Raw genomic sequence first — 12,611 nt, 5'->3', positions numbered from 1 at the left:
CATCCGAACTGGAGGCAAGGTTATGGTGGACGTAGATTCTCCGGACAGGTCGAGCTCGGGTATTTCCAACCGGTCGAACTAAAACGCGTCCCGCCCGGCCTCAAGGAGAAGCGGGAGACGCGAATGGCGATGAGGGGATGGTGATCTCGACGCCCGGCCTGAGCTTGGTGAAATCCACTTTCGGGTTGGCGGCCTTGATCGCCTCAATTGGCAGTCCGTACATGAGCGCAATTGTGCTCGCGCTATCGCCCGGACCAAGCACATAGACCTTTAACGGCGGGGGCGATGTCGGAGTGGGCGGCTGTTCCGGCGGCAACAGAGTGTCCGCTTTGAGGCGGTCGAGGGACTCCTGTTGCTCGGCGGTCAGGGTGTTTGTGCCAGCGGCACGGAAGGCCGCCAGGTCAATGGCGTATTGGGCGCGCGCCAGTTCCGGGTCGCCTTCCGATGCTTCGAGGGCCTCCTGATAAACCGGGTCATGAAGCAGCCGGAATTCCTCGTATCGCTTGGCCCCTAGCGCGAGTTTGATGGCATTCTCCCGCTGGCTGAGCAGCGCCTTGAGCGCCTGGACGCTCCCCGGGTCGCTGGCGGTCGAGAAAAGCTGGATCCGGTGGTCCAGAGCATCAATAGCTCGAAACACGGCGCGGAACTCATCGCGCGTCGGCTCAAAATAGCGGAGTTGGCCGAAAGAGGCGCGCAGATCATTGGCGGTCTGCGAATAGCGCAGCAGATATTCCTCCAGTTCGGGCGGACTGAGCAGCCGGGCCAACTCATTTCTGGTCTGCTGCCGAAGTTTGGCAAGCTCGGCGGCGTCGGGTTCTTTGCCCGCGAGGCTCTGGGCCTCCATGTACGCTTGCAGGCGGTCCTGAGAGCGCGCATTCACTTCCTGAATGGCCTTCTTCGTTTCGGCGGAAAGTGCGCCCAGCACCGGGCCATCCAGCGCGATGCCGGCGCGCGAAGGCCTCGGGATGCTGACCAGGTCGCCGGTTTCCCAGTTGGCGCCCAGCAAGCTGGTCAGCAAGGCGTGACGCTCTTCCTCCAGTTCCTGCGCTTTGAGCGCGGCGGCCCGGACAATATTGGTGTCCGGCTCGATGCGCCACCACTGTTGCTCCGCGGTGACCATTTCCAGCGCCCGTTTGCGCGCGTACAAGGCGTTTACATCGGCGATGATGATGTCGCGGATGGTCTGCTCCGGACAGCCGATGTCGCGCAGGTTGGAGGCGTAGGCGGCGTAGTCAGGGGATTCAATGTCCCGCCAGGAGAACGGCTGGCGGCGCACGATCAGGTTAGTGGTGCTCTGCACGGTGGGAGCCTGCCTCGAAGCACTAACTGCCGCAGCCACTCGGGCATCCTGCTGGCGCGACATGGACCACCACGCAGCAACCAACGCGAGATTGAGGACCAGCGAAATGAGAGCAACTACCCGCCAGTGCATAATGGTATTTATTCGCAAATTGCAGCTACTGCAATTAAAAAGTGAGACGGGAAAAGTTGCCCGCGCGCCTCCGGCAGCTTCCTGCCTACGCGCTGCCACCCAGCGGCTCGACCATCCCGTGCCGTTGCCGGGCCAGCTCCCGCAGGTGCAGCCGTCCTTCTCCCGCCCCGAACAGCAGCCGGAACACTTCCGCCTTCACCTTTGACCCGAGCAATTCCGCCAGCGCGCTCATGACGCGCGCCTTTACCACACAATCGTGCGGTGATACCAAACAATTCAACCGCCCTTTTGCGCCGTTTCTGCGGAAGTCACCGCTTCCCGTGACCTCCCGGCCATCTAGTGGCCGTCTCGTGGCCATCCAGTAGCCGTCCCGCCACCATCCACCCCCCACCATTGCCACTTTTGGCAGGTCTGCCTGCTGAAGCGTCGTGCCGCGCATGCCTCACGAAGCTCTCCCGCAGGGCGTATGCATGAAGGAGCGCGGACATTCCTGTCCGCCCGTCTTGCCCACAATCCGGCAGGCGGACAGGACTGCCCGCGCTCCGTCCGGGGTTTCATGCATACGCCCTGAAGAGTTGCGGGGGTCCGCGATTGAGCATTGCTGTGGCGGTCCGGTTGTGTTACCCGTTCGCCCCATCGCCGGGTAAGACCCGCACACATAAGCTATGATCGCTTCCGCAACCAGTGCAGCGGCCCCGGGCGGGGGCGGCACCACCCGCGCCCAATGGCTCGTGCTGGCTGCGGCATTCCTGGGCTGGATGTTTGACGGTGTGGAGATGGGTATCTTTCCGCTCGTGGCGCGGCCGGCGTTGCAAAGCATGCTCCCGGTCTCGGAATTGGGCCAGGACCAATTCGTGGGCGTATGGATGGGGCGCATCACCGCCCTGTTCCTCGTGGGCGCGGCAGCTGGCGGGCTTGGGTTCGGCTGGCTGGGGGACCGCCTGGGTCGGGTCCGCGCCATGACCTTGAGCATCCTCACTTACTCTATCTTCACGGGCTTGTGCTACTTCGCGCAGCAACCCTGGCACTTGGGCGTCTTGCGTTTCATCGCCGCATTTGGCATGGGCGGGGAGTGGTCGCTGGGTGTGGCGCTCGTGATGGAGGCTTGGCCGCCAGGCAAACGCGCGCTGCTGGCAGGGGTCATCGGCATGGCGTCCAACGCGGGGTACTTGCTGATTGCCTTGCTGGGTCTGTGCTTTGACGTCACCCGGGAATCGTGGCGCTGGATCATGATCGCCGGCGCGGCACCGGCCTTTCTGGCGTTGGCCGTACAGTTGTTCGTGCCCGAATCCGAACGCTGGCGCGCCGCCGTTCGGCGGGCTGCGGCGCGTCCAGTCCGGGAAATCGTATCCTCCGGGTTGCTGGCCAAAACGCTGCTGGGAATCGCCTTGGCTTCGATAGCCTTGATCGGGACCTGGGGTTCGGTGCAGTGGCTGCCGCTGTGGGCTGACCAAATGACCGGAGGCAATGTGCCCACGGCCAAGGCCATGGCGCAGATTCTAGTCAGCGCCGGCGCCATTGTTGGCTCGTTGTTTGGTGCGCTGGCTGCCGGGCGCATTGGGCGCCGGCCGGCGTATTTTGCCTTGTGCCTGCTGTCATTGCTGCTGTGCGGATGGCTTTTCCGCAGCGTGAACCACTATGGCGCGGCCTTTCTGGTGATGGTCACATTGGTCGGAGCGACCACGGCGGCCTTCTATGGCTGGCTGCCGCTTTATCTCCCGGAGCTCTTCCCCACTCGCGTGCGCGCGACTGGCCAGGGGTTATGCTACAACGCCGGCCGCATCCTCGCGGCTGCGGGGGCATTGACGCAAGGGCAACTGGTCGCCGCCTATGGAGGCAGCTATGCCAGGGCCGGTGCGACCGTGACGCTCATCTACCTGCTGGGGTTGGCGCTCATTTGGCTGGCGCCCGAGACCAAGGACCAGCCTTTGCCCGAATAGCCCTTAGCCTCGCGTCCATCTGTTGGCATTTGTTGGCGCCGACGCCGCGTGGTCCTCAAATCAGGGGTTCTTCTCATGCGGCAAATGGGGCAGGAGTTTCGGATGGGTACTCCTTGAGCTTGGAATGCGGGCCCGCACCCGCTACCTTCCCGCCGATGAAACAGAAGGCATACGCCCGCGCGGGTGTGGATATTGACCTGGGCAACCGAGTAAAGGCCGCCTTGCCCCGAATGCTCCGGGCAACTCATCGGCCCGAGGTGCTCGGCAAGGTGGGCGGCTTCGGAGGTCTCTTTGCGCTGGATGTGCGCAAATACCGCCAGCCGGTGCTGGTCTCCAGCGTAGATGGCGTCGGCACCAAGCTTAAGCTGGCTTTTGCATTGGACTGCCACCACACCATCGGCCAGGACCTGGTCAACCACTGCGTCAATGACATCGCGGTTCTCGGGGCGGAGCCGCTCTTCTTCCTGGATTACCTGGGCACTGGCAAGCTGGAGCCACGCGTGTTCCGGGATATCCTCAAAGGCTTTGCCAAGGCGTGCGCGGAGAATCACTGTGCGCTCATCGGAGGGGAGACGGCGCAGATGCCCGGGTTTTACGCAGCGGGCGAATATGACGTGAGCGGCACCATCGTCGGTGTGGTTGAGAAGTCCCGGATGCTCGATGGCCAAGCCATCCGACCGGGCGATGCGGTCATCGGCCTGGCCTCCAGCGGCTTGCACACGAACGGCTATTCCCTGGCCCGCAAAATCTTCTTCGAGCGGATGCGGCTCAAGCCCGATACCTACCTGCCCGAGTTGCGCAACACCATCGGCCGCGAACTGCTCAAAGTGCATGTCAGCTACGGCCCGCTCATTCAAGTGCTGCTGCGGAAGTTCAAGGCCGGGGCGGCCATCAAAGGGCTTGCGCATATCACCGGCGGCGGTTTCGTGGACAACATTCCCCGTGTCTTACCCGCTGGATGTGACGTAATCATCCGCAAAGGAACCTGGGAAATGCTGCCGATCTACAAGCTGATACAGGCCAAGGGCGGTGTGCCGGAGGCCGAGCTATATCAAGTATTCAACATGGGCGTCGGCATGGTCCTGCTGGTTGCGGCAGGCAAGGCCGATCAAATCATGAAGGCCATCCGTGCGCGCGGACGGAAAGCCTGGCTGATTGGCCAGGTGGTGAAGGGCAGGGGAGTTGTGCGGGTCGTCTGACCGCGCTACTTCTTCTTCTCGGCCTTCTGAGCGGCGGCGTTCGTGTACTTCTCGAGGTCCTCGGGTTTGATGACCTCGATCTTGGCGCCCTTCTTGAGCTCCTCCTGTGAAGGCACGCGGATGATGTCGCTGGTGAGCGGGGCGGGAGGCGGCGGCGGGGCTGGGGTTTCGGTTCCGACCAACTCCATCTCGAAGATCAGGGTTGACCCCGGTTCGATGCCCGGTCCATGGCCTTGATCGCCATAAGCCAGGCTCGACGGCAAGTACAGCTCCCATTTCGCCCCGGTCTTCATCATTTGCAGCGCCTCGGTCCAGCCGCGCACGACGCGGTTGACGGGGAATTTGGCGGGCTGGTTTCCATGCTTGGCCGAACTGTCAAACTCCTTGCCGTTGATGAAGGTGCCTCGGTAATTCACGGAGACGGTATCGTTGGTCCTGGGAATGGCGCCCGTGCCCTCGGTGATGACCTTGTATTGCATCTCGGCCTTCGTCCCGTCCGGCAGCGTTACGGTGTGAGTCTTGACGCCTGGCTTCTTCTTGTTCTCGCCCAGGAAAGCTTCCCCTTCCTTCTTGTTTTTCTCTCCTTGCTGCTTCCGCACTTCCTCCTGCTTGGTGCGGGATTCCATCTGGTACGAACGCCAGGCTTCCTGCGCCTCCTGGTCCGTCATCTTCAGGTTGCGGCCGGCCAGCACGTCTTTGATCGCAGCGGCCATCGTGTCCACGTCCAGGTCAACCGCGCCGCGCTTCATGCTGGTGCCAATGTTCATGCCGATGGCGTAGCTCCACTTCTCCTTCTGCTCCTGGGGGGAAAGCTTCGGCGCGTTGGTATTGGTGCCTGTCGCGGCCGGCTTGTCCTGGGCCGCCATGGAAACCTGCAGCAGCGCGAGTCCGCACCCGATACCCAAAACCAGTTTCAATCCAGTCTTCATAATTGTTCGATGAGGTAGTTCGTTCAGCGGGATTTCGTTTACACTAACGCCGCCAAATGTCCAGCAGTAATATTAGCAAAATGCTTTTGCGCCCGGGCCAGTTCCTGCTTCAATCGCCCCCATGAAACTGCTCGTCATCGGCTCCGGCGGTCGCGAACATGCGCTGGTCTGGAAACTGGCCCAGTCGCCCCACGTCACGCAGCTTTGGTGCGCCCCTGGCAATGCCGGCATTGCCCAGGAACGGCTCGCCAATGGCGGCGGCGCCGCACAGTGCGTGAAATTGGCGGCTGAAGATTTGGCCGGCTTGCGGGCTTTCGCGCAGGAGCATCGGCCCGATCTTACGGTTGTTGGGCCGGACAACCCCCTCGCCCTGGGCATCGTGGACCTCTGGCAGAAGGACGGCCGCCGCATCTGGGGGCCGAACCAGAACGCCGCCCGCTTCGAGTCCTCCAAAGTCTTCTCGCAGCAGTTCATGGATAAATATGGTATCCCCACCGCCCGCGCCGGCTGCTTCGAGGATGCCGCCGCCGCCTCTCGCTTTGCTGCTTCTCTCGGCGGACGCTGCGCTGTCAAAGCCGATGGCCTCGCCCTTGGGAAAGGCGTTCTTATTTGCCGCGACATGGCTCAAGCTGACCGTGCAATCGAAGATGTTCTCGTCAAGCGGGCCTTCGGCAGTGCTGGCGCGAACCTGGTCATCCAGGAACTCCTCGACGGCATGGAAATCTCCCTGCACGCCCTCTGTGACGGCAAGACCGCGAAACTCTTCCCCACCGCTCAGGACCACAAGCGCGCCCTTGACGGTGACCGCGGCCTCAACACCGGCGGCATGGGCGCCTATTCCCCCGTGCCGTTCCTAACCCAGCCCGAGCTGGCCGCCGTCGGCCGCAGCATCCTCGATCCCTGGCTCCGCGGATGCGCCGCCGAGGGCATTGATTTTCATGGCATCCTATATCCCGGCCTCATGCTTACCCAGGCCGGGCCGAAAGTGCTGGAGTTCAACGCGCGTTTCGGCGATCCCGAGACCCAGGTTTATTTGACCCGAATGCAGGACGACCTCGTGGAACTTCTCACGGCGAGCATAGATGGCACCCTCGGGCAATCGGAACTTAAATGGAGCCCGATGCCCTCGGTCTGCGTCGTGATGGCCTCCGGCGGTTACCCCGGCAGCTACGAGAAGGCCAAACCCATCCGCGGCCTCGACCAGGCGGCCCGGCTGCCAAACACAAAAGTCTTCCACGCCGGCACGGCCGGGGCAGGGGACCACATCGTTACCAACGGCGGCCGCGTTCTCGGCGTCACCGCCTGGGCAAAAGACCTGAAGAGCGCACGCGATGCCGCCTACGCGGCTGTGGACATGATTCGCTTCGATGGCGCCCATTACCGCCGCGACATAGGCGCCAAGGCCCTGGTCTGAGCCCCTGGGCAATACAGGTTTGACGCAGGTGGCCCGTGGTTTGGGATAAGGAGAGGTTTCAAGCAAGCTCACAGGCGCTTGAAGGTGAATAGCTCCAGGCGCGCATGTGGATTTGAACACGCGTTCCCTGCTTCCCACAAACCGCGCTCCACTTTGGTTGGATGTCCCTGAGTCCGACGGGCCTTGGCAGCTCAGGTTTTTCTTGACGATGGGCTAGGCTTTGGCACACCCTGCAGGCGTGCTGGCGACGGAAAACAGAACGCTCCTGACTTGGCAGATCTTGAGCGACTCGATGATGTGCGCGGGGCAGATTTGCGACAGAACGCAGCAGCCTGTGAAACTCGCAACAAAAGTCAAGTGTATGAAACACCCGATTACAGGCTTGAGAAATGGCGCGTGTTCCAAAGGTCAATCAGCAGCCTGCGCCCGGGGTACCGGCCGATCTGTGGCCTTGGCAATGTTGGGAGCATGGGCAGTGCTGTTCGCGGCGACCGTTCAGGCTCAACAGGATGGCTTCTCGGTCGTGTCCACCTCGCCGGCAGACGGAGCGGCAGTTGTGCCAGTAGAGGAGAATATCATCGTCAAGTTCAGCAGCCCGGTGGACCGCTCCTCGATTAATACGCAGTCGGTTCAGGTTAACGGTCATCCGCTGGGCGAGATGGAGAATGGGGGAGTGGCCTTCCCAGAGGAGGATTCGGCGGTCGTGCTGTTCCGAATGAAGGCGAACACGGTGTATCAGATTAATCTGGCTGCGAGCATCAGGGACACCAAGGGCAATGCGCTGGGGGACACTTTCAGTTGGCGGTTTGCCACGGTGTCCCGAATCGGCCAGCCGGGGACACCGGTGAAGGTCTTTGCCCGCTACCCGCGGCACAATGATGAGCGGGTACCTATCAACGCGCCGATCACCATGGCCTTCACCACCGAAGTGGACCCTGCGTCACTCTCCGCGGAGAGCGTTTGGGTTGTGCCCGCGTCCGGCGGCAGCCCGCTCCCGGGGAAGATCAGCATCCAGGGCCGGCGCGTGGTGTTCCGGCCGGATGTGCCGTTGAACCCGCACCGGACGTACGAGGTCCGGGTGGAGGCGGGAGTGAGGGCAATGTCGGGCCTCGCGAGCGAGCGCGAGGCTTCATGGCAGTTCACGACGGGTAAGGGCCAGAGCGAGGGCCCGGCCATTATGGACTGTTGGCATGAGGGCTATACGGATCGGGAAGGCGTGCGGATGGTCTTCCATGTGGCGGCCGAGAACCTGGTCAAGCCCGGCCAGACGGTCGGCAAGGCCGAGAGGACAACCCAATTGCCAGGGACAAATGGCGTTCTGAAGGCAGCGGTGGTATCGCTGAACGGCTTGGTGCCGCAGCAGCCGCTCAGCACGCCATCTCCGGTCTCGGCAAACAATATGCCTGTGACCAACGGAGCGCCGAACACAGTGATCTACGCCGCTTACACTCATGGCGGCGGCAACGGCCAAGGGAACAGCGTGGCCGGCAATAGCCGGAAGGACCCGGCGATGGAGCCGGTAGCGGCGGCCGTCGAGGCGGCGCTGAGTGGCGAGCGGGCCGTGACGCTCTACGACGTTGGCGACGTCGTCGAGCATGGAGACGAAGCCGGGGGTGACGGCGTTTACTCGGGGCGATTGGCCGTGGGCAAGGAGTTTCCCGTCGGGCAGGCGCTGGTTGCCTTCTCGATCCTGCTGCCGGATGGAAAACGCACCGAGCCGGTCACAATGCCTTTTTATGTTCTGCCGCCGGCGGCGGCCGAATCCGCACCGCCAGCAAAATGAGGAAGGAGTCAGAGTATGTCACGACAAGTCTATTGTAGTGTTCTAAGCTCCGGATGGAGGACCAAGAGTATGAGCCAGTTTGAACAAACGGTAATAGGAGTTCTGGTCGCAGCGGGATTCCTGGCTAATTCCACGCCGCTCGCCTATGCGGGCTGGCCGTACGATTCATGCAGTCGTTCCGGGAGTGCCGGAGCATGGAGCTACTACGCCGGCCAGGCTTATTGCGGAAATTTCCACCTTGGGTGGGGAAATAGTGGGACCGACCGCATTCGTTGGTATACCGGAGGATGCATTTCCGGCCGTGACATGTACCTCACCTACAGGCACGGCTTTACCAGACGAGCCAATGGCGATACCAGCGCAGATCACTGGGCCAATTATGAGGGTAGCTACTCTGGTAACGCCGCCGTGAATCAGGCTGGGTCCGGCAATGCCGAACACACGGTCGGTACCTTTCCAAGCTACAACTGGGACGACTGGCTGGAAATCGGGTCGGACGGCGGCGGCGGCATGGATACCATCGCCAACATGGGCAGGTTTTTCCCGGAACTGGACGCCGTTTATGCGGGCAAGTCCACGGAGAGCTACATGTACCTCGGGAATGTGTACCAATGGCGCTACCTAATGAGCAATCCGTCGCAGGCGTACTGGACTTGGAGCGGCAACGATCGGTTTGCGCACACGGGGGGCGTTACTTCGGGCCCCGGCTGGTACAGCAGTAACCGTGTCAACAATTCGCCCGGCACGGGCCCAGGGGGCACGATGGACCTTTACTTCAACATGCGCCCCACGGTGACAGGCGATTACAACGAGGACTTTCAGATGGTCCGCGAAAACGTCTCCTGGTTTGGTGACAAGCCCACCAGTAACGGCAACATGCGGACCTGGACACGTAACAGCCGAAAGGCCCCGGGGGCGACGGACGGCTGGGACAACGGAGGCAAGAAGAAGGGCGAAACGGTTCGTTTCTCCGTTGCCGGCACTGACAGTTGGGGCACCGGCAGCTCCTACTCCTGGGACTGGGACGGCGCCACCGCTCAGGGATGGTATGGCGGCAACGCGTGCAGCGTTGCGCAGGAGGATGCAAACGACCGGATGGCGATAAGCGTTACCGGCGCCGATCCTTACTGCTACAGTTCGGGCGGCCTGGCCATCAACGCCAGCACTTGCCGCTACCTGACCATCCGAATGTGGGCGAATGGAGGATCTGACGCGCAGTTGTTCTGGTCCAGCAGCGTTGGAGGGTGGAGCGGGGACCGGCACGTTGATTGGAACATCGTCCCGGATGGGCAATGGCATGTGTACCGGGTGGCGCTGCCGGCTTCCTGGAGCGGGACTGTCTACCAGGTCCGTCTTGACCCGGTGGGCACGGGCGCCGCCAATGGCCAGACGGTGTATGTGGACTGGCTCCGCATCCACCACGTTAGTGACGGCCTGTCGGGAAGAATCTGGCTTGGCACAGTCCACGGCACCTGGGACCTCTACAGCGCCAGCGCCATGAGCTGGGATGCGGGCAATTTGTGCTGGTATCAGGATTACACCGTAGCCCACAATTACCCGCAGACATATTACGCCTGTGCCCGCGTGGTCAATGATAACGCACAAGAAAGCGACAACCATGACCGCCGCTTCGGCGGCTCTGGCGGCGGGACCGGGTACCGCTCATACAAGGTCCTAAACACCGACCCGACGGCGTCAAACAGCAGCTTCTCGGGAAACGAATGGAGTTCCGACAACACCCCGGATCTCCAATGGACCTACTCCGACACCGACTCGAACCCCCAAAGCAACTACCGCGTCCAAGTGGCCCCCACCTCGGACTTCGCTTCACCGCAGCTTGACAGCCAGTTCGTGGCCGGATCGGGGACATCCTGCGCGCCGGATTCGGCGCTCGGCGACGGCCAGTGGTATTACCGCGTCGGGGTGCTCGATGGCCTCTCGCAGTCCTCCCGGAATGGGACCTATACCGGCGGCGTGACGCTGGGGCAGGCGGGCGGCGTGACGGGCGACACCTGTGCAAGCTTCGATGGCACTGACGATCACGGGGTCATCCCCTCCTTTAGCGACAGCTTCGGCAGCGGAATGACCGTTGAGTTCTGGGCGTATCCGACGTCCACCGCCGCCTGGCAGCGGTTCATAGACTTCGGCAACGGCCCGGCGAGCGAGAACATCCTCATAGCTCGCTCCGGCACAAGTAGCGACTTGCAGTTCGAGGTGTATAACGGCACCGCCACCGGCGGCTCGGCTCGCGCTGCCGGAGCCATCATCAACAACGCATGGCATCATTACGTCTGCGTGCTGAACAGCGACGGCACCGTGGCGATGTATCGCGATGGAACGGCTCTCGCGGTCGTTGGGAAGACCGTCATGCCCAACGTCGTAAGCCGCACCGTCAACTACATCGGCCGGAGCAACTGGTCGGGCGACTCGTATTATGCCGGCCACATGGACGAGTTCGCCATCTATGACCGGCCGCTCACCCAGGCCGAGATTCAGGCCCACTACAGCGCCAGGACCACGGGGACGGCCTACAGGGACCACATCCTCGCTCACAGCCCCTGGGCGTACTACCGCCTGGGCGAATCCAGCGGGACCACCGCATACAACATCAACGGTGGCCTCGGCTGGTCAACGGGTACACCATTCCGCGTGGACGCGGCCGCGCCGACGCCTGTCAGCATGACCATCAACGCGGTCACAACCGACAGCATCACAGTGACTGGTGCCGGGTCGGACGCCCATTCGGGGGTGAATGCTTCCACGGGCTACAACTACAGTTGTGCCGGCCAGAGCGACAGCGGCGGGAAAGGTACGACGCATGCTTGGAACGGCCTCACGGCGAACACCGAATACACCGGCCTGAAGGTCAGCGTCAGCGACCAGGCGGTGCCGACGCCCAACACGGCAGCATCTGCGCCGCAGAGCCGGTGGACTTTGTCCGTGCCGCCGGGGGTGGGCAGCGTGGCCCCCGACAATTCCTCGGCTTGCGTGGACAGTGGTGTGAATTGGACGGCTGTAGGAGGCTTTGGCGCTGGCAAGTTACAGAAGTACAAATACGCTTGGGATCAAAGCGCGACGCACACCTGGGACGAGTCCGAGACCGAATGGTCCAGCGGGACGATCCAGACCACGCCGACCGCAGCGGGCACGTGGTATCTGCACGTCAAGGGCTATAACGGGGCCAATGTGGCCAACGGCACTTACGATTACTCGGTTACTGCCAACGCGCTGCCCGAAGTGTCCAGTGCCAACCGCCAGCGCTTCCAGGGGAGCAGCCTCAAGATCAGGATCTCCGACCTGACCCCGGCCCCGAACACAATCCAGAGCGTAGGTAACGCCACGGGCGGGACAATCAGCATGAATACCACCTACGTTTTCTTCCTGCCCACGGACCTGAACGCGCTCACCTCGGGCAGTTTCAGCTACACCGCGGCCAATACCTACTCCTGCACAAAGCAGGCCACTGTCAATGTTCCCGTCGTTTCGGCGACAGGGCAGGCACAGACGATTCAGATTGTGGGCGGCAAGGCGACAGTGCGCTTAGCGGGCATTCCTGGATGCAGTTACACTGTTCAGCGAGGCACTACTGTCAATTTCCCCGATCCCGTGACCGATCTGCTGACAACGAACTTGCCGACGACTGGCCCCGGCGCGGATGGGTTGTTCCTGTTTGAAGAGACACTCGGAGGCAAGGAAGCCTATTACCGTCTGAAGTACAATCCATAGCGCCCACTGCAACCACCACTTGTTGCCAGTGTCTTAGTTCGAGCCCGCTTGCCGATGCCTCGACCGCCGCCGCTGTGTGCCAGTTCAACTCCGCGCGCGCACGCCGTGCGGGCCTTTCGATCGGCATCGGGTCCTGGAACATATTGAAATAACAAGATTTACGATTTGCCCCGTTTCACCACCTTCCC

At 62.2% G+C, this 12,611-nt stretch carries 8 protein-coding genes; 5 read left to right on the top strand and 3 right to left on the bottom strand.

The features are described from left to right. Window positions 1–100 precede the first annotated feature (100 nt). Together P5205_07730 and P5205_07725 are read right to left on the bottom strand one after the other, a co-directional pair. The gene (locus tag P5205_07730) at window positions 101–1,432 is read right to left on the bottom strand and encodes a LysM domain-containing protein (GenBank protein ID HSA10247.1); all 1,332 of its coding nucleotides are present in this window, start codon (window positions 1,430–1,432) and stop codon (window positions 101–103) included. Between the two features lie 85 nt (window positions 1,433–1,517). After that, a complete protein-coding gene (locus P5205_07725) occupies window positions 1,518–1,664 on the bottom strand; it encodes a hypothetical protein (protein HSA10246.1) in 147 nt (48 codons plus the stop codon). Window positions 1,665–2,097: 433 nt separating this feature from the next. Here P5205_07725 and P5205_07720 point away from each other — a divergent pair, with 433 nt between their 5' ends. Both P5205_07720 and purM read left to right on the top strand, forming a co-directional pair. Beyond that, complete coding sequence (locus P5205_07720; protein ID HSA10245.1) at window positions 2,098–3,372, top strand: MFS transporter; 1,275 nt, start codon at window positions 2,098–2,100, stop codon at window positions 3,370–3,372. A 155-nt stretch (window positions 3,373–3,527) separates the two neighbouring features. Continuing rightward, on the top strand, window positions 3,528–4,571 hold the full coding sequence (purM, locus tag P5205_07715) for a phosphoribosylformylglycinamidine cyclo-ligase (GenBank protein ID HSA10244.1): 1,044 nt from the start codon (window positions 3,528–3,530) through the stop codon (window positions 4,569–4,571). 5 nt (window positions 4,572–4,576) lie between these two features. Here purM and P5205_07710 read toward each other — a convergent pair whose 3' ends face one another. Beyond that, window positions 4,577–5,500, bottom strand: coding sequence for an FKBP-type peptidyl-prolyl cis-trans isomerase (locus P5205_07710; protein ID HSA10243.1), 924 nt, complete (start codon window positions 5,498–5,500; stop codon window positions 4,577–4,579). 121 nt (window positions 5,501–5,621) lie between these two features. On the opposite strand from P5205_07710, the gene purD reads away from it, so the two are divergent. The 3 genes from purD (at window position 5,622) to P5205_07695 (ending at window position 12,423) form a co-directional block, all read left to right on the top strand. Next, window positions 5,622–6,914, top strand: a complete 1,293-nt coding sequence (gene purD / locus P5205_07705) for a phosphoribosylamine--glycine ligase (protein ID HSA10242.1) — start codon at window positions 5,622–5,624, stop codon at window positions 6,912–6,914. Between the two features lie 445 nt (window positions 6,915–7,359). Further along, window positions 7,360–8,697: an Ig-like domain-containing protein gene (locus P5205_07700; protein ID HSA10241.1), complete on the top strand. Its 1,338-nt coding sequence runs from the start codon at window positions 7,360–7,362 to the stop codon at window positions 8,695–8,697. Between the two features lie 69 nt (window positions 8,698–8,766). Next, window positions 8,767–12,423 (top strand): LamG domain-containing protein, encoded by a 3,657-nt coding sequence (locus P5205_07695; protein ID HSA10240.1) that lies wholly within the window; start codon window positions 8,767–8,769, stop codon window positions 12,421–12,423. Window positions 12,424–12,611: the final 188 nt, after the last annotated feature.

This window comes from Candidatus Paceibacterota bacterium (assembly GCA_035452965.1).
Taxonomy (GTDB): Bacteria; Verrucomicrobiota; Verrucomicrobiia; order Limisphaerales; family UBA8199; genus UBA8199.
This window is presented reverse-complemented; position numbering and strand designations above follow the sequence as displayed.

Bases quoted from the DNA above. Each gene is read 5' to 3' on its own strand.
- P5205_07730 (HSA10247.1), bottom strand. From the start codon at position 1,432: ATGCACTGGCGGGTAGTTGCTCTCATTTCGCTGGTCCTCAATCTCGCG.
- P5205_07725 (HSA10246.1), bottom strand. From the start codon at position 1,664: ATGAGCGCGCTGGCGGAATTGCTCGGGTCAAAGGTGAAGGCGGAAGTG.
- P5205_07720 (HSA10245.1), top strand. From the start codon at position 2,098: ATGATCGCTTCCGCAACCAGTGCAGCGGCCCCGGGCGGGGGCGGCACC.
- purM (HSA10244.1), top strand. From the start codon at position 3,528: ATGAAACAGAAGGCATACGCCCGCGCGGGTGTGGATATTGACCTGGGC.
- P5205_07710 (HSA10243.1), bottom strand. From the start codon at position 5,500: ATGAAGACTGGATTGAAACTGGTTTTGGGTATCGGGTGCGGACTCGCG.
- purD (HSA10242.1), top strand. From the start codon at position 5,622: ATGAAACTGCTCGTCATCGGCTCCGGCGGTCGCGAACATGCGCTGGTC.
- P5205_07695 (HSA10240.1), top strand. From the start codon at position 8,767: ATGAGCCAGTTTGAACAAACGGTAATAGGAGTTCTGGTCGCAGCGGGA.